Origin of the sequence: Marinobacter lipolyticus, assembly GCF_018424605.1 — a bacterium.
Lineage (GTDB): Bacteria > Pseudomonadota > Gammaproteobacteria > Pseudomonadales > Oleiphilaceae > Marinobacter > Marinobacter lipolyticus_B.
In genome coordinates this window covers 39,270-55,235 of sequence record NZ_QTKT01000006.1, presented here as the reverse complement: position 1 = coordinate 55,235, position 15,966 = coordinate 39,270, and the positions used below count along the sequence as shown (strand labels likewise).

General features: G+C 55.6%; 15 protein-coding genes. 7 read left to right on the top strand and 8 right to left on the bottom strand.

Annotated elements, in window-relative coordinates; genetic code table 11:
- Positions 1-137: 137 nt before the first annotated feature.
- The 6 genes from DYI22_RS10015 to DYI22_RS09990 all read right to left on the bottom strand — a co-directional run bounded on the left by DYI22_RS10015 (position 138) and on the right by DYI22_RS09990 (position 7,263).
- Positions 138-1,493, bottom strand: coding sequence for an MBL fold metallo-hydrolase RNA specificity domain-containing protein (locus DYI22_RS10015; protein WP_213477914.1), 1,356 nt, complete (start codon positions 1,491-1,493; stop codon positions 138-140).
- Positions 1,490-2,410, bottom strand: coding sequence for a ribose-phosphate diphosphokinase (locus DYI22_RS10010; RefSeq protein ID WP_099615958.1), 921 nt, complete (start codon positions 2,408-2,410; stop codon positions 1,490-1,492). Before DYI22_RS10010 ends, DYI22_RS10015 begins: the two co-directional genes overlap by 4 nt.
- Positions 2,407-3,921: a thymidine phosphorylase family protein gene (locus DYI22_RS10005; protein WP_213477913.1), complete on the bottom strand. Its 1,515-nt coding sequence runs from the start codon at positions 3,919-3,921 to the stop codon at positions 2,407-2,409. Before DYI22_RS10005 ends, DYI22_RS10010 begins: the two co-directional genes overlap by 4 nt.
- 46 nt (positions 3,922-3,967) lie before the next feature.
- Positions 3,968-4,426, bottom strand: a complete 459-nt coding sequence (locus DYI22_RS10000) for an ATPase (protein ID WP_199456057.1) — start codon at positions 4,424-4,426, stop codon at positions 3,968-3,970.
- Between the two features lie 169 nt (positions 4,427-4,595).
- Positions 4,596-6,950 carry a heavy metal translocating P-type ATPase gene (locus DYI22_RS09995; protein ID WP_213477912.1) on the bottom strand — a complete coding sequence of 785 codons (2,355 nt, stop codon included), beginning with the start codon at positions 6,948-6,950 and terminating at the stop codon, positions 4,596-4,598.
- A 40-nt stretch (positions 6,951-6,990) separates the two neighbouring features.
- A complete protein-coding gene (locus DYI22_RS09990) occupies positions 6,991-7,263 on the bottom strand; it encodes a DUF5676 family membrane protein (protein ID WP_091854502.1) in 273 nt (90 codons plus the stop codon).
- 432 nt (positions 7,264-7,695) lie between these two features.
- On the opposite strand from DYI22_RS09990, the gene DYI22_RS09985 reads away from it, so the two are divergent.
- The 6 genes from DYI22_RS09985 to DYI22_RS09965 all read left to right on the top strand — a co-directional run bounded on the left by DYI22_RS09985 (position 7,696) and on the right by DYI22_RS09965 (position 10,623).
- The gene (locus DYI22_RS09985; RefSeq protein ID WP_213477911.1) at positions 7,696-8,469 is read left to right on the top strand and encodes a class I SAM-dependent methyltransferase; all 774 of its coding nucleotides are present in this window, start codon (positions 7,696-7,698) and stop codon (positions 8,467-8,469) included.
- Positions 8,444-8,704 (top strand): class I SAM-dependent methyltransferase, encoded by a 261-nt coding sequence (locus DYI22_RS09980; protein ID WP_213477910.1) that lies wholly within the window; start codon positions 8,444-8,446, stop codon positions 8,702-8,704. Before DYI22_RS09985 ends, DYI22_RS09980 begins: the two co-directional genes overlap by 26 nt.
- A gap of 75 nt (positions 8,705-8,779) precedes the next feature.
- Positions 8,780-9,361: a ubiquinol-cytochrome c reductase iron-sulfur subunit gene (gene petA, locus DYI22_RS09975; RefSeq protein WP_213477909.1), complete on the top strand. Its 582-nt coding sequence runs from the start codon at positions 8,780-8,782 to the stop codon at positions 9,359-9,361.
- Positions 9,362-9,483: 122 nt separating this feature from the next.
- Positions 9,484-9,852 carry an SPFH domain-containing protein gene (locus DYI22_RS17695; RefSeq protein ID WP_353743823.1) on the top strand — a complete coding sequence of 123 codons (369 nt, stop codon included), beginning with the start codon at positions 9,484-9,486 and terminating at the stop codon, positions 9,850-9,852.
- 23 nt (positions 9,853-9,875) lie between these two features.
- Complete coding sequence (locus DYI22_RS17480) at positions 9,876-10,115, top strand: hypothetical protein (protein ID WP_091855218.1); 240 nt, start codon at positions 9,876-9,878, stop codon at positions 10,113-10,115.
- A 10-nt stretch (positions 10,116-10,125) separates the two neighbouring features.
- On the top strand, positions 10,126-10,623 hold the full coding sequence (locus DYI22_RS09965; RefSeq protein ID WP_092034298.1) for a hypothetical protein: 498 nt from the start codon (positions 10,126-10,128) through the stop codon (positions 10,621-10,623).
- 422 nt (positions 10,624-11,045) lie between these two features.
- On the opposite strand, the gene DYI22_RS09960 is transcribed toward DYI22_RS09965, so the two are convergent.
- Positions 11,046-11,243, bottom strand: coding sequence for a hypothetical protein (locus DYI22_RS09960; RefSeq protein ID WP_091855216.1), 198 nt, complete (start codon positions 11,241-11,243; stop codon positions 11,046-11,048).
- A gap of 327 nt (positions 11,244-11,570) precedes the next feature.
- Positions 11,571-12,815 carry an alginate export family protein gene (locus DYI22_RS09955; RefSeq protein WP_228285437.1) on the bottom strand — a complete coding sequence of 415 codons (1,245 nt, stop codon included), beginning with the start codon at positions 12,813-12,815 and terminating at the stop codon, positions 11,571-11,573.
- Positions 12,816-13,767: 952 nt separating this feature from the next.
- Between DYI22_RS09955 and DYI22_RS09950 the strand changes: the two genes are divergently transcribed.
- A complete protein-coding gene (locus DYI22_RS09950; RefSeq protein WP_213477908.1) occupies positions 13,768-15,909 on the top strand; it encodes a TonB-dependent receptor family protein in 2,142 nt (713 codons plus the stop codon).
- The last annotated feature ends 57 nt before the right edge of the window (positions 15,910-15,966 follow it).

The window sequence follows — 15,966 nt, the reverse complement described above, 5'->3', positions numbered from 1 at the left end:
GGGATCAGGGCCACTGCCTCTCACTCCAGCCAATGAGATCGCCCACTCTAGCACTCGGCAGCCGCCGCGTCCAAGGTCGTTGCCGGATCTTAAGCGGCTCATTCAGGTCGCCCTCGAAGATGGCCGTCAGGGCATCGTCAAAGACGCAAAATGGATTGGTAGCCTGCCACATCCACCTCAAACCGGGTGTTCTGACGCAAGTGATCCTTCATGGCCTCCAGCGCCTCCGGATCACCGTGGATCAAGTTGATCGGCGTTTCGGGGGCTAAGTCACTTTGAGCCAGCCACTGTTCGATCTCTGTGAAATCTCCATGTCCGGAAAGCCCACTCAACACCTCCAGCCGGGCCTTGACCGGAATCCAGTCGCCGTGGATCTTGATCCTTTCCGCTCCATCAACCATTTTGGCGCCTCGTGTCCCCCCTGCCTGATAACCGGCAAAGATAACGGTTGTACGGTGCTGGCCGAGGAGACGTTTGAAGTGATGAAGAATGCGACCGCCCGTTGCCATACCGCTGCCTGCAATAATTACGTGCGGGTAGGCCTGGTCAGCCAGCGCCTTGGAGTCCTGGACGCTGCGGCTATAATGAACGGTGCTGCACATTTCGTGGCATTCTGAACTGCTCAACCGATGCTGATCTTCGTAGCGGCAGTAAATCTCAGAAACATCAATCGCCATGGGGCTATCCAGATAAACTGGCAACCTTGGAATTCGTCCCGCCTTCATCAGGTCGGTGAGCATATGCTGCAAGACCTGCGCTCTGCCCACGGCAAAGGCCGGAATCAGTATATTGCCCCCTTTGTCGACGGTTTCATTAACGATGTCTGCCAACTGCGACAACGGGTCCGCATCGTCGTGGCGACGATTGCCATACGTTGACTCCAGCATCAGCATGTCCAGAGCTGGCAGAGGCGCAGGTGGCCTCATGAAAATATCATTGAGGCGGCCCACATCGCCGGAAAAACCGACGCGTTTACCTTCCGCCTCGATGATGACACAGGCCGCCCCGAGAATGTGCCCGACCGGTCGCAGATGAAAGCGTATATCACCGAGCTGGATCACTTGGTGAAAGTCCACCGACTGAAACAGCTCCATGCAGGCTTCTGCATCCTCCTGATCATACAGGGGCTCCGGATTCTCATGCCTGCTGAGCTTATGGCGGCCGAGGTAATGTGCCTCCTCTTCCTGAAGATGGCCGCTATCGGCCAGCAATATGCTGCATAGCTCTCGGGTGGCATGATGGGTATAAACCGCCCCCCGGAAGCCCTGCTTGTACAACACGGGGATGTAGCCTGAATGATCCAGATGGGCATGGGTCAGAAGCACGGCATCCAGCGAGGCAATATCGAGCGGCAACGGTTGCCGGTTGCGCTTTCTCAGCCACTTGTACCCCTGAAACAGGCCGCAATCGACCAATACACGTGTCTGGCCGGTTTCAACCAGGAACTTGGAGCCGGTCACGGTTTCCGTGCCACCCAGAAATGTAATGTTCATCGGCGCTCACCCTCCACCTGATTGAGAAAATGCCTGACCGGCGGCACCAGCAACTCGCTGACATCGATCTCATTGCTGCTGTGTGGAACCGTGTTGGTGGTCACCAGCGTCTGCAGGCCGGTACCCAGAAGGTAGGTGTCCGAGGCCTCCGCAAAAATGCCATGCACCGCCGCACACAGGATGGCCTCCGTGCCTTGCGCCTTAAGTGCCCTGACACACTCGCCAATGGTGCGTCCGCTGGAAATAACGTCATCAATGATGACGGCTTTCCGGCCGTTATACGCCGAGATATCCGGCAAGGTGACTTCAACGCGCCGGTCACCCAGACGCTGCTTGGTGCCAATGACATAAGGATGGTTACTGGCCTGCGCGATACTTGATACCCATTGCTCACTTTCCGCGTCCGGACCTACCAGCAACAGACCGTTTTGCCCCCGTAGCCAATCCGCCAGCGCCGGTGCTCCCTGAACAACTTGCGTGGGTATGCTGTAGATTTCGTCAAGAGACTGGTACCTGTGCAAATGTGGATCAACGGTGATCAGCCAGTCGATATGTAAAGACAAAGACTGGGCAAACACCCTGGAAGTGACCGCCTCCCCTTCTTCGAAGCGTCGATCCTGGCGCATATAGCAAAGATAGGGCGCCACCAACCCAATCGACCTGGCACCGAGTTCCCGGAGAGTTTCAAAGAGAAACAGGAGAGCAAGGTATTTGGTGTCTGGATGCGTTAGGTCGGCCAATATTACGCAGTTCGCACCTTTGACTGATGTGAGCACACGTAAGTAGGACTCACCATCAGGGAACCTCCGCACCTCCAAACTTCCCGGCTCCAAGTTAAGCTGATCACAAAGCTTCTCCTGTAATGGGTGCGGGGTGAGGCTAAACAGCACATTTTTTTCAATAATGTCCACAATCATTCCTCTCGCTTTACAGTGAAGATTGCCGGCCCCATATCGTTAAACGCCAGCGCATAATCCTGCTGCCCCGGACTGTCACTGAGCAATTCATAGAGAGGCTCTCCCTTAGTGACTCTATCACCGACGGTCGCCAGTAGCCGCAGCCCTGCGGTAGAGCTGGCAGGTGCGCCTGCCAGCTTGGCGACACGGGCAAGCCGACGATTGTCGATAGACACGATTGTTCCGGATTCCGAGGACAGAACTGGACGCCGAAAACGGGCTTCACCTAAGCTCTTCAGTCCCCCCTGAGCCTTTGTTATGCGCTTGAACTGCTCCCAGGCAGAGCCGTTTTGAAGTAATCGCTCTGCTTTGATCATCCCCTCTTTCACGCCAAGACCATCGGCCAGATCGAATAAATGGCCAGCCAGCAAGATGGCGCGGCTCCGTAGATCCTCCGGCGCACCCCGCTTTCCCTGCAACACGGCCAAAACATCACGGGCCTCCTCTGTCGGCCCGATCCCTGCACCAACCGGCTTGCTGCCGTCTGTCGCGATGCAGCGTACCTTCAGCCCACAGGCCGCCCCAACGCTTGTGAAAAGAGAGGCCAGCCGGTCGGCATCGCCGGGCGTTCGAACCTTGGCCGTCTCCCCCACCGGAATGTCAATCACCGCATGGGTGGAACCGGCAGCAATCTTCTTGGACAGCACCGAGGCCACGAGCTGGCCCTCACCATCAAGGTCCAGCGCTCTCTCGATGCGAATCAACAGGTCATCAGCCGGGCTGAGGTTCATCGCCCCACCCCAGGCGAGACAGGCACCGGTTTCTCTGACCACACGGCGAATCTCGTTCAGCCCAAGCCTCACATTGGTCAGCGCTTCCATGGTGTCCGCTGTTCCCGCCGGTGAGGTGATGGCACGGGAGGAGGTTTTAGGCATTACTAAGCCTGCTGCGCTGACGATCGACACAACCAGCGGCGTGGTCCGGTTGCCCGGCAGGCCTCCAACACAGTGTTTGTCGAACACACGATCCACGCCTGGCCAATCGAGCTGTTGTCCGCAACTCACCATCGCCTGGGTCAAAGCAACAATCTCATCGAAACCTAATCTGCCACCCGCACAAGCGCTCAGGAAACAGGCTATTTCGACATCGCTGTATTTGTGTGCGGAGATATCGGAGACAATGCGGGCCATCTCAGCCGGAAGCAAGCTGTGTCCGAATACTTTCCGACGAACCAGACTCAAGGATTCGATATAGGGCGCATGATGTACTGAAACCAGGTCAGACTGAGCCACCCCGAGCCGCTCTATGGCGATATCTGAAAGCCCCGCATACCCTTTGGGAACCGTTTCATCAGACGAAATATTGAGAGTTGCGATGATGGAACGTCCCTGCGAGGAAATTCCCACCCTGGAACTGGCGGCGAATCCTTCTGAAAGGCACACATCACAATCATCACGCATGTAGACGACAGGCTCCTGATGAGTATTGATACCCATCTTGAAAACCCGTAACTGACTGGAAGACGCCACCATGTATCAACATCCTTTTCTGCGTTGAAGAATAATTTCAGTGTTCTGATCAGAGGTCGTTCATACGCCCTATCTGCCTGGCCAATCGCATAGCTTCGTTCTCTTCCATGGTTAGCAACGACTGCAGTAATTCTTTCGCCTCGGGAATTTCGGCTTTGTCGGCCATGGTACGATAAAGGTCCTCTATCTGATCATGGAAATCGAATACTTCTCTGCATATGCCCTCAAAATCCAGCTGTGCGTATGGCTCATCGCAGGTTCTGTGGGTCTTAATGGGATGGTGAGACAGGTAGTCGTAGACCCTTGTCTCCAATGCTTTGAAATCGCCCTGCGACTTGAATTCATTCACGATACGTTCCATTTCCGATTCATGGGTCGCCAGATAGTCCAGCAGCGCCCGTGCTCGCTCCTCTTCATTCTTCGTGGCGCAATGTGACAGGCATCGTGCAAGGTGAGCATGCAGATCCCGTGTCCAGTTAATAAGTTCTCCGAAGGTTTTGATGTCCATTTACCCGTTCCCCCTTGTTGTCATTAATCATGTCAGCAAACAGCAATTACCTACCACTTAAACTCATAAGCCTGAATTCACACTGAAAAACCCCAACAAAAGATGCAAAAAGAGTCGCTCAATAGCGTGGGCTTGATGAACATCAATTTTTCCAATTGGAAGTGTTCGTCTACCCTAAGCCGTCCAGTTGGGTGCGCTTTAACAGGAGTGCATTTACCGCAACAAGAGCGGAGCTTCCAGACATTGCGAGCGCCGCTACTTCTGGGCTTATCACCAACGGATAGAACACGCCTGCCGCCGCGGGAAAGGCGATGACGTTATAGCCCACCGCCCAGAACAGGTTCTGGTGCATCTTGCGCAGGGTAGCGCGCGACAGCTCGATGGCTCCCAGCACATCGTAGGGGTCGCTCTTCATCAGCACCACGTCAGCGCTCTCAATAGCCACATCGGTGCCGGCACCGATGGCGAAACCCACCTCCGCCTGGGTCAGTGCCGGGGCGTCATTGACACCGTCGCCCACCATGCCAACCTTCTTGCCCTGAGCCTGGAGCTCCTTGATCTTGTCTGCTTTCTGCCCCGGAAGGACATCGGCGATCACCATCTCAATGCCGAGTTCCCGGGCGATGCGCTCGGCGGTGGCCTGGTTGTCGCCGGTGAGCATCGCCACCTCCACCCCGCGTTCACGCATCTTTTTGACCATGGCAGTAGCGGTGGGGCGCGGCGCATCGGCAATGGCGATAAGGCCGACCAGCTTCCCGTCCTGGGCGACGTGCACCACGGTCTGCCCCGCGCTCTGCAGACGCGCGGCCTCGTCCTTCAGGCTCGCCATGTCGACCTTCTCTTCGTCCATCAGCCGGCGGTTGCCGAGCAGCACGGTCTTGCTGCCAATCTCCGCCCGCGCGCCCTTGCCCTCGATGTTGGTGAAGCCGGTCAGCGGATCAAGCTGCAAGCCTTCGGCCTTACTTTGTATCGCCTGGGCCAGAGGATGGTCCGAGCCCTGCTCCACCGTCCCCGCCAGTGCGAGGACCGCCTCCTCGGTGCTGCCCGCCACCACGACCACCTCGACCACCTGCGGCTCGCCCATGGTCAGGGTGCCGGTCTTGTCGAAGACCACGATATCCAGCCTGGTGGCATCCTCAAGTGCAGAGGCGTTCTTGAACAGGATGCCGTTCCTGGCGCCGAGGCCGGTGCCCACCATCACGGCCATGGGCGTGGCAAGGCCGAGGGCGTCCGGGCAGGCGATGACAAATACGGTGATAGTCAGGGTTACGGCGAGCAGCAGGCTTTCGCCAATCCACCAGAACCAGATAGCAAAGGTAAGCAGACCGATCACGATGGCAATCACGACCAGCCACTGTGAAGCTTTGTCCGCCAGCAGCTGCGCCGGAGCCTTGGAGTTCTGCGCCTCCTGCACCAGCTTGACAATCTGCGCCAGGGCCGTGTCGGAACCCACCTTGGTGGCGCGATACTTGAAGCTGCCGCTCTTGTTAATAGTGGCGCCGATCACCTTATCGCCGGGCTTTTTTTCCACCGGCATGGACTCGCCAGTGAGCATGGACTCATCCACCTGGGACTCGCCCTCTAGAACCTCGCCGTCCACCGGAATCTTATTGCCGGGGCGGATCACGACGATGTCGTCCTTCAGAACCTCAGCGGTGGGAACCTCCCGTTCCTGGCCATCACGCAACACCGTGGCCTTGGGCGGCGCGAGATCCATCAGCGAGCGGATGGCGTCGGAGGCACCGGCACGGGCGCGCATCTCCAGCCAATGGCCGAGCAGGATGAACACCAGCAGCACCGCCACCGCCTCGAAAAACTGCACACCCGGGAAAAAGAGCGTGGAACCGACGCTGAACAGGTAGCCAGTACCCACCGAGAGAACGACCAGCACAGCCATGTTGAGCACGCCGTTTTTCAGCGCGCGCCAGGCGGCAACAAAGAACGGCCAGCTTGGCCAGAGCACGGCGATGCTTGCCAGTAATAGCAACCATAGGTCTAGCCGCAGCCCGAAGGGTGGCACCGGTGGTTCGAACATCCCACCCATGGGCGAATAAATGAAAATCGGGAGGCTGAAGATCAGGCAGACCCAGAAACGGTTGCGCATGTCGCGCACCATTGCCTGCATGTCCATGCTGCCGCCGTGGCCCATCTCGTGGGCCATCTCGTCCTTGGCGCCGGTATGTTCGCCGTGTTCAGCAGGATGCGCCGTATCGTCGTGGCCGGTGTGGGAGGCATGGCCATCGTGGACGGGCGTGGACACAGCCCCGGCTTCGGTCGGCGGGTCCCCCGGGTCGCAAACGTGCCTGGGCAACTGTTCTCCGGAACAGTGATAGCCGCACTCGTGTATCCGGGCCTTGATAGCCTCAAGGTCCACCGTCGCCTCGTCATAGGTGACGGTCGCGCTGCCGGCCACATAGTTGACCTCGGCCTTCTTGACGCCGGGCAATCTCAATAGCTGTTTCTCTACGCCCCGGGCACTCAGTGCCGATAGCAAGCCGCGGATCTCCACAACGGTAGTTTTCATTCCTTGTTTCCCTTTCCTTATTTGCAGACCGGAGCTTTCGTCAGCCCGACGCGCGCCCGACACCGAGATGGCGATGAAGCCAATTGAAGATCGGGCAGAACACCAGCCCGACATAAGCGCCATATAGAAAACTCTCAATCAATCCGAGCAGAAATCCCCACCAGGTCAGCCACTTGAACGCCGGCAGCACCTGCTCGAGAAACGTGTGCATGTGCAGGCTTTGCGGCGTCACCAGTCCATAGATCACGCAAACGATGAAGGTGACCGCCGCAAAGAGGCCCAACGCCCAGGTAACCAGTCTTGTGTCAAGCATGTTCCGTCCTCCGTTAATGCCGATGGCCAGAACGTCTGTCCGGGTCGTTTTCCGACTTGTCCGGCGCACTATGTCCACCATGCCCGCCCCCGCCGTGACCACCATGTCCTCCGTGACCGAACATATGCATGCCCACGAAAACGATGCCAATAAGCACCGAGAACCAGTTTTCCGCCAACCATTCCATAAAGACCTCTCCAGTCTGCTGCTGTACCAGCTGCCTTTGCATTGCTTCAGGCCCGGGCATGGCATTTCCTGACGCAAGTCAACCACATCTGCCTGAATTCAAACTGAATTACCGGACCGAAACAGAGCACACCTTGATCTCGATCAAATTAGAAACAATGTCCTAAAATTGATGACGCATGCACTTGCCGGTTACTGAATTTACTGGAAACATGTTTTCTAGGAACACTCTGAGGAGAGAAAGGCATGAGCAACGAATCTTTCTCGGCAAGCATGCACCTTGAGCCTCAAAAAAGGCCTGCGGGGAAAAGCAGCATCATTCAGCTCAATCTTTTTCGAAAGGCGCTGAGATCTCTTCAGTTCGGCTCGTTATCACTTACATGGCCAGATGGAGAAAAGACGTGCCATGAAGGGAAGCAAGACGGTGTACATGCAGAAATGACAATCCTGCAGTGGCATGTCATTGATCGTCTGATCACCCACGGTGATGTGGGACTGGGAGAAGACTACATGGCAGGCAAATGGTCCACGCCCAATTTGCTTGCCCTAATGCGCCTTGTCACGGTGAACATAGTCGTTTTTGACCGCGCTTTACGCTCTAGCGTGGGGCTCAGGTTATGGCATTGGTTCAAGCATCGGTTGTTTTCCAATACGGTTAAGCGCAGCCGTGAAAACGTCCATGAGCACTACGACTTAGGCAACGATTTTTATCAGCTCTGGCTGGATAAGAGCATGACCTACTCCTGCGCCCTGTTTGGTGGCAACGAGTCCCTCTCGCTTTACGAGGCACAGCAAGCGAAATATGAGCGGATCCTTCAGCGACTGGCACCGGAACGGGGAAGCCGCATCCTGGAAATAGGCTGTGGCTGGGGCGGTTTTATGGAAGTGGCAACTGCACACGGGTGCCATGTAACCGGGGCAACCTTGTCCAGCGAACAGGCGGATTGTGCCCGCCAACGACTCCTTTTTGCGGAAGCATATTTTCCCCGGTGGCATGCTGCCTTCCAGAGAGCGTTTTGAAGCCGTTGCCACTGATAACGGCCTGGTGGTGAACGATGTGTTTCAGTTCGGACAGGATTATGCCATTACGCTGGAAAAATGGCTGGCGAACGTGGACGAACAGCTATCGGCGATAGGGGCGTTGGGGTACAGCGAAATGTTCATGCGCAAGTGGCGGTTTTACCTGGCCAGTTGCGCCGGCATGTTTCGGGCCGGGGGTATTAATGTCATGCAAGTGGAGTTAAGTCGAAAGTAGTCGCCCCGTTAGACCCGGGGCGTTGGCGACAGCGACTGATGATTATGCGACCGCTGAATCAGGGAGAAACTTAAGATGAATGAAGCCAATGTACCCCGGCGCCGCTTTCTGATTGCGGCCACCTCTTTTGCCGCGGGGGCGGGCGTGGTGGGTGCTGCCATCCCGTTTATTAACTCGTGGAACCCAAGCGCCAAGGCGCGAGCTGTCGGTGCTCCGGTAAAGGTAGATACCAGCAAAATTGAACCCGGCGCCATGATCACGGTGGCGTGGCAGGGTAAGCCGGTCTGGGTGCTGAGACGCACCAGCGAAAATTTGGACAATTTACGAGAGGCAACGCATCGCCAGGAATTGCGCGATCCGGACTCTGAGATCAACCAACAAGCAGATTATGCCAGGAATGAATACCGCAGTATCCGGGAGGACATCTTGGTGGCAGTGGGTATTTGTACGCATCTGGGTTGCATTCCGAACTACGAGCCGGAGGGCACGGAGGAGGTCAAGCATGCATTGTTTTTCTGCCCTTGCCACGGATCGAAGTTCGACCTCGCCGGTCGGGTCTTTAAAAACGTACCGGCACCCACCAACCTGATTATTCCACCACATCAATATCTTGATAACAATGTGTTGGAGATAGGCACCGATGCCACAACCGGTTAACGCGTGTCCGTCGATTGCAGGAATCATTAATCGATAAAAGGAAACAACCATGAACGATCGATTCCGCCCCTCCTTGTCGGATATACCGGTTTCACCACGTCAGATCACTCTGTATATAGGCATTGCGGTTGCGGGACGATTACAGTGTTCGGTCGCGACTGGAAGATATTCTCGGTAGTGAAACCCGCAAAGCTGTTGCCAAACACGAATTGATAGAACTTGCACACACCAAGAAAGGCAGGGAGCCCGCCTTCGACCAGCCGCTCACAAAAGCGGTGATTGGCCAACCGCGGTCCGTCCGACGGGGGCGGCAGCTAATAGAAGCGGACATCTCTGCCGCGGCTTCGGCAAAGATGGCTAAATTTGGCATTGAATTGCCCGACATTCGTTTTAAGCGGATCAACTACAATGAAAGCGTTCGCCAGAATGATCAGCAAACGCCAGCAGATTGCCGAGCGATTCCGTTCCGAGGGTGCCGGCGAAGCCGCTAATTATCGGCGACAAGGAAAAGGATTTGCAGCGCATTGAGTCTGAAGCCTATCGGGAAGCTCAAACCATTCAGGGGGTGGCGGACGCGAAAGCCACGGAAATTTACGCAGCGGCGTATAACCAGTCGGAAATATCCCGTGATCTGTATGACTTTGTCAAAACCCTGGAGACCTATAACCGGGTGATCGACTCTTCCACCACGCTGGCATTAACCACTGAAAGCGAGCTACACCAACTGTTGAATGGTATAGGCCAAAACCCCTGAGGAGGGCTTGATGAACAAGCTGGCGTCCACGATTCGTTGCCCCGTGTGTGATATGAAAAAAATCAATCGCTCGCTACTATGGAATTACCAGGGTATCAACCACTATTTCTGTTCGCGTCAGTGCCTGGAGCGATTTAAATCCCGCCCGCATCTGTTTGTGGGCGATCCTCAACACGGATTGTCGCCCAAGCAGAAAAATCAAGTGATTCTAAAAAAACGCCGCATGCGACTCCGCGAAATAATCAGCGATGACCTCAAGGCTGATTTGAAAACATCACTGCAGTCGCTGATGGGTATTGATGCAGTGGACTTCACGGATCAGGAGCTGTATGTGACTTACGATCTGCTGCAGGCTTCCCTGGAAGATATCGAAAAAACCATCGAACAGGCGGCAGCCCGGCTGTCAAAAGGTATGGCGGAACAGGTAAAACGCGGGCTGATTCATTACAGCGAGGAGTGTGAGCTCGACAATCTCGCACACCTGACCAAAAACAGTGACTGTCATTGAGCAAGAAAGCATGGGAAAAGGCATCAACTACACTTAGTCTACCTTTTTGCGGCGCGGTGTGGGGGGGGCGTTGCTGTTTCAGAGCTTCTGGGCATAACCGTCATCTACAGGGAACTGAGCCACAGCGAGTTCAAACGCTGCCTGAAGCAGGGTTGGTTAAAAGATCTGATGGTTGGTGGGTAAACCACTCGCGACAGCTTAAAGGAACCTTTTGAAAGCAAAAACAATTTTGTCACCCCGAGGGTCTATATCGATCTGGCGGAAGAGCTTGCTCCCTATGACGTGGATTATAAAGGCGTCATCTCCTATGGGCCTCTCGCCACGTTGATCGGCTGGGTCGCACAGGCGGTATTAACGTCATGCGAGTGGAGCTAAGGCGAAAGAAGGCGGCTTGAAGATCAGGGATCTATGTTAACGAGCGTTCACTTATAAGTGACACCGTGTCGGTCAAATATTTCATAGACTTCTCTTGCTTCCTCCGCCGGCAACATCACCCGGATCGTCTGCTCATCCTTATCAATATAGATCAGATCCTGTGGAATTTCGCTGCCAATAAGGTCGTCTCGCGTATTGTGTGCCTGATCCATGTTCTCGAACTTACCATTAATAGCTTTACCCATCTTGTTTCTCCTTGTTGTTTAGCTTCTGCATAAAGCATAGATAACACATCAATTTCTGTAAATTTATGACATTGCCACGGACCGAGCGCCGTCCTTGAAACCATTCGCGGAGGGCTTAAAGACCCGTAAGTCGCGGATGATCGCCGGCCAGCCACACGCCTGCGTAACAGAGCTGACCGCGATTCGTGTTGTGTGCGGAAAACTTCCTGAGGCCTCCTCGACCGCACCGTTAGCCAGTGGCCCTTGCCATTCGGATTATCTTCCCCTCGGTCGGGGTGACTCCGCTTTCTTTCAGGCGGATGTCTGATTAACGCAACAGTGAGAAAGTCAGAACTTGACCTGTCCCCACAACCAGGCCTTGTCCGTATCCACACCGCGACCATCCTCGGCATAGCTGGCGAACTTGGCACCCACCGTGTAATGTTTGTTGACTGGGTAGGCAGCCAGCAGCCCCAGCTCAGAGCCATAGCTCAAGCTATTGATGTCACTGCTGTAGTCATGAAATATGGCCAGCAACTTGACTCCCTTTACTGCGGCACCCGCCGATACGTAAAGATCCTGCAAGCCATCGTCCGGGGTGACCAAGAACTGGTCGGCCCAACCGTTCATTGCGTGAAGCGTAGCCAGAGGAGTCTGAAATGATCGGCCGTCGTCCGACTCCAGGGTTTCCATGCCCACCTTGACCGTAACGCCATACGCGGCGAGGCCCGCTTCCGCCAGCCAATAGGCGGCCTCAAAGCTTTGCGGGTTGTCTGCATAGTCCTTCTGGATTGCGTACTCCAGAGTGTACAGGACTTTGGCGTCTTCCGTTACATCGGTGCCACCAGTGAATCGCAAGCCAAAATTCTGGGTTGAGTTGACGTCTGCGGTGGTAAAGTCGAACAGATATCCGTAGGCGGTAAGGGTTCCGGCGGCCAACCCCTGATACTGAACATTAAGAATCGGCGACTGCATGGGGAAATTGCCATTCGGGCTGGCGTCCGAGAATATCCGGTTAGCATTGTAAAGATAGCCCGCTGTAATCGTCGTGTCTGGAAGCGACTCGTTGGCGCCGATAAAGGCATCGAAGGTCTGCTCATTCTGGCGCCAGCCAACTGTGCCTATAAACCGGTGATTGTCCAGAGCAAAGCGCTGACGACCATAGGTCAGTGTGGTATCCGGAAGGCCTTTGTAACGTACGTAAATTTGGTTGACTTCGGTTTCCGTCGGATCAGCGACCACTGAGTGATCGGTTGTATCATTAATGGTGCTATTGTAGTTCTCATTCCCCACAGCGGTCACATCTTCCGCCTCGGCAAACACCTCAAACCCCTGGAAATCACCAGTCCGGTACCCCAGTCGGGTTCGAACGGTGGAAGCATGGGCTTGATCGAGAGGGTTGTCCTGATCCACAAATTCGTAACGGTAGCGAACTTCAAGCGAAACCGCTCCCCCGGTCAAGGCGTCGGTAAGGGTCTGGGACAGGACAGGCGTCGCGGAAGAGGCCAGAAGTGAACCAATGGCCAAGGCCAGCAACGACTTCTGGTTTCTTTGGCCTTTCCTGGCAGGGAGCGGCGTTAGCATCGTTTTCATCCTAGTGGTACCTTCTGTGGCCGTATAAGGGGTGAGTGGAGTCAATGTTTCATTCATGAGTCGATAATTCAGTTTAGGGCGCCTATGTCCGCGGCAACCTTGATATCGGTCAGATTGAGCCTGACTCGCAAGGGGTACCTCCAAAAGCTCACAGACAAAACGAGCAGGACAAGGTGCCATCACCTCATCCGTCTCACAGAGCCGTCCCTACGGGCCTCGTTTGCGGCTCATTCCATTGAGATACCTCTGGGCTTGAAGGACTGTGCGGCGCTTATTTCCTCAAATCCTAGAAAAAGCCACCAATGATCATTTGCAGATTTAACAGCTGCCCCATAGTCAGCCTGCCAAAGGCAATGAACCCCAAATGCGGATCGGAGAGGCGGAAAACTCGACAGAAAAACGAGAACTCCAGTAGACCAGCAGGAACAACCCAGACTCGGCTCCAGTTCGGCGAGGCTGCTTAGTAAACCAGCATAATGCGACAAACAATTTGACGCCTCTCAGAATCAACTTGATTTGACGCTGAAGGATGCCGTAGCTCTGACCCTATACACAGCCTAGAGTAAATCTCGTGACCCTCCCCGGCAGCCTCTAGTTTATAGAATTACCCGCACACCCTAGGCACTCACAGCATTCTCCAGGGCTGAGAAGGCCGGCGCGCTGGCCAGACCCTACTCTGCCTCAAGCGGTTTCACTCGGCGTCCGGCTTGAACACCGGGCCATGGCGCAGGGTGTTGACGTCATTAGCATCGGCATACCCGCAAGCTATCTGAACAATCCTCTCGGTCGATAAAGGAAAAGCGGGAGTTGACGGTTTTCAGCCTGTTGACACGTTTCGACCCATAAGAATTGGCTATTGACTTAATAGTTACAAAACCATAAAGTTTCGAAATGCAATGCTAATCATTATCACTTGCATCCGGCAAATTCAATGATAACGGAGAACAACCGTATGTTTAGACCTTCCCAACTATCACTGGCTGTGGCGATCAGCCTGGCCCCAGCCATGGGCTCTGCCGCTGGCGATGACCAGCCCCAGACCCTTGAAGCCCTGGAAATCATTGGCGATGCGTCTGCAGCCCAAACTCTGCCGGGGTCAGGCTATGTAGTTGGCGATCAGCAGTTGAAAACCGAGGTTGAGGCCGACATCAACCAGGTATTGAAAACCGTCCCGGGCGTGTATGTACGGGAAGAGGAAGGTCAGGGCCTGCGCCCTAACATTGGCATTCGCGGTGCCACGGCCGAGCGAAGCAGCAATGTTACCCTGATGGAAGATGGCATTCTGATCGCGCCGGCCCCCTATTCTAACCCGGCCGCCTATTATTTCCCGACGCTGAAGCGCATGTCCTCGCTGGAAGTGCTCAAGGGTGCCCCGCTGCTGCGCTATGGCCCGCAAACCACCGGTGGTGTCGTCAACCTGATTTCCACACCCATTCCCGATCAGCGGCAGGGGTATATTGAGACCGTCACCAACGACCGCGGCTCCACCGACGTTCATGTAACCTACGGTGACACGGCCGGCGACTGGGGCTACCTGCTTGAGACCATCCAGCGCTCCGCGAAAGGCTTCAAGGAGATTGACCGCAGTAACCGCGATACCGGCTTTGATATCGAAGACTATGTCGGCAAACTGCGCTGGCAGGGAGAGCGCCAGAGCGTAACCGCCAAGCTGCAGTATTCCGAGGAAACCTCCAACTCGACCTATGTCGGACTGACGGATGCGGACTTCAACCAGGACCCCAACCGGCGCTACGGGCTTTCCAGTCCCGACCAGATGGATAATACTCACTCCGGTGTCAGCCTGACTCATCAGTTCGAGTGGAGCGACAATGTAAGCAGCACCACAACCCTCTATCGCAACGACTTCAAACGCAATTGGTACAAGCTCAGTGGCGCCGGAAACATCATCGACCAGGCAAACGCCGGTGACGCCAATGCCCAGGGTATTCTCGACGGTACCGTTGACACCAGCGGCCTGAATTACAAGAACAACGCCAGAGAGTACGTCTCCCAGGGCGTGCAGACAAACTTCGATGTAAACATTGGCAACCACGAATTCGACTTCGGCGCCCGCGCCCACGAAGATGAAATGGATCGCTTCCAGCCGGTGGATGTGTACGACCAGGTCAATGGCTCCCTGGTGTTCCAGAACAGCGTGGCCCCAACGGGCAGCAACAACCGCTTCGAGACCGGCGAAGCCCTGAGCTTCTGGGCACTCGACAAATGGCAGGCGACGGACAAGCTCAGCATTAATCTGGCCCTGCGCTACGAAGATGTGCAGACCAGTCGCACCCAATACGCGGATCCCGGCCGCACAACCATCGACAGCACCCGCGCCAATGACAGCGCTGAACTCCTGCCCGGCGCTTCCTTTACCTACGACCTGACCCAAAGCTGGCAGGTTCTGGGCGGCGTGCACCGAGGTTTCTCCCCTCTCGGGGGTGGTGCCAGGGCAAACGAAGAACCGGAAACCAGCAAGAACTGGGAGGCTGGCGTCCGCTACTTTGGCAATGCGTTCTTCGCGGAAGTGATCGGCTTCTACAGCGACTTTTCCAACAAGGCCGAAAACTGCTCCGTGGGCTCGCCGTGCAGCAATGGCGCCACCTCTGGCAGCTTTATAACCGGCGAGGCTGAAATTGCCGGTGCGGAATTCCAGCTCCAGACCGGCACCGAGGCGGGCGACTTCTACCTTCCGGTCAGCCTTACCTACACCTTTACCCAGGCGGAAATCAGCAAGGACAATGCTGCCTCTGGCCTGAAAAAAGGCGAGCAGCTCAAAGACGTTCCGGAAAACCAGATGAGCCTGCGGGTCGGCATGGAGCACCAGAGCGGCTGGGACAACTATCTGGTGACTACCTACGTCGATGAGATGTGTGTGAGCGCGGGATGCAACAACACGGCCACCGAACTGGACGAGACCGAATCCCTGTTCCTGGTCGACTTCATCAGCCGTTACGCGCTGACCGCCAGTGCCGATGTCTTCCTGAAAGTGGACAACCTGTTCGATGAACAGCAAATTGTTTCACGTTTGCCCGATGGCGCCAGGCCAAACATGCCACGTACCGCTTCGCTGGGGATCAGCGTTAATTTCTGATCAACAACCCAAGGCCAACTGATCGGCGGCGAGTTCGCCTTTGCATTCCCTCTCTGT

Excerpts from the sequence above, each read along its gene's own strand:
- DYI22_RS10015 (WP_213477914.1), bottom strand. The coding sequence starts at position 1,493 with ATGAACATTACATTTCTGGGTGGCACGGAAACCGTGACCGGCTCCAAG.
- DYI22_RS10010 (WP_099615958.1), bottom strand. The coding sequence starts at position 2,410 with ATGATTGTGGACATTATTGAAAAAAATGTGCTGTTTAGCCTCACCCCG.
- DYI22_RS10005 (WP_213477913.1), bottom strand. The coding sequence starts at position 3,921 with ATGGTGGCGTCTTCCAGTCAGTTACGGGTTTTCAAGATGGGTATCAAT.
- DYI22_RS10000 (WP_199456057.1), bottom strand. The coding sequence starts at position 4,426 with ATGGACATCAAAACCTTCGGAGAACTTATTAACTGGACACGGGATCTG.
- DYI22_RS09995 (WP_213477912.1), bottom strand. The coding sequence starts at position 6,950 with ATGAAAACTACCGTTGTGGAGATCCGCGGCTTGCTATCGGCACTGAGT.
- DYI22_RS09990 (WP_091854502.1), bottom strand. The coding sequence starts at position 7,263 with ATGCTTGACACAAGACTGGTTACCTGGGCGTTGGGCCTCTTTGCGGCG.
- DYI22_RS09985 (WP_213477911.1), top strand. The coding sequence starts at position 7,696 with ATGAGCAACGAATCTTTCTCGGCAAGCATGCACCTTGAGCCTCAAAAA.
- DYI22_RS09980 (WP_213477910.1), top strand. The coding sequence starts at position 8,444 with ATGCTGCCTTCCAGAGAGCGTTTTGAAGCCGTTGCCACTGATAACGGC.
- petA (WP_213477909.1), top strand. The coding sequence starts at position 8,780 with ATGAATGAAGCCAATGTACCCCGGCGCCGCTTTCTGATTGCGGCCACC.
- DYI22_RS09965 (WP_092034298.1), top strand. The coding sequence starts at position 10,126 with ATGAACAAGCTGGCGTCCACGATTCGTTGCCCCGTGTGTGATATGAAA.
- DYI22_RS09960 (WP_091855216.1), bottom strand. The coding sequence starts at position 11,243 with ATGGGTAAAGCTATTAATGGTAAGTTCGAGAACATGGATCAGGCACAC.
- DYI22_RS09955 (WP_228285437.1), bottom strand. The coding sequence starts at position 12,815 with ATGAAAACGATGCTAACGCCGCTCCCTGCCAGGAAAGGCCAAAGAAAC.
- DYI22_RS09950 (WP_213477908.1), top strand. The coding sequence starts at position 13,768 with ATGTTTAGACCTTCCCAACTATCACTGGCTGTGGCGATCAGCCTGGCC.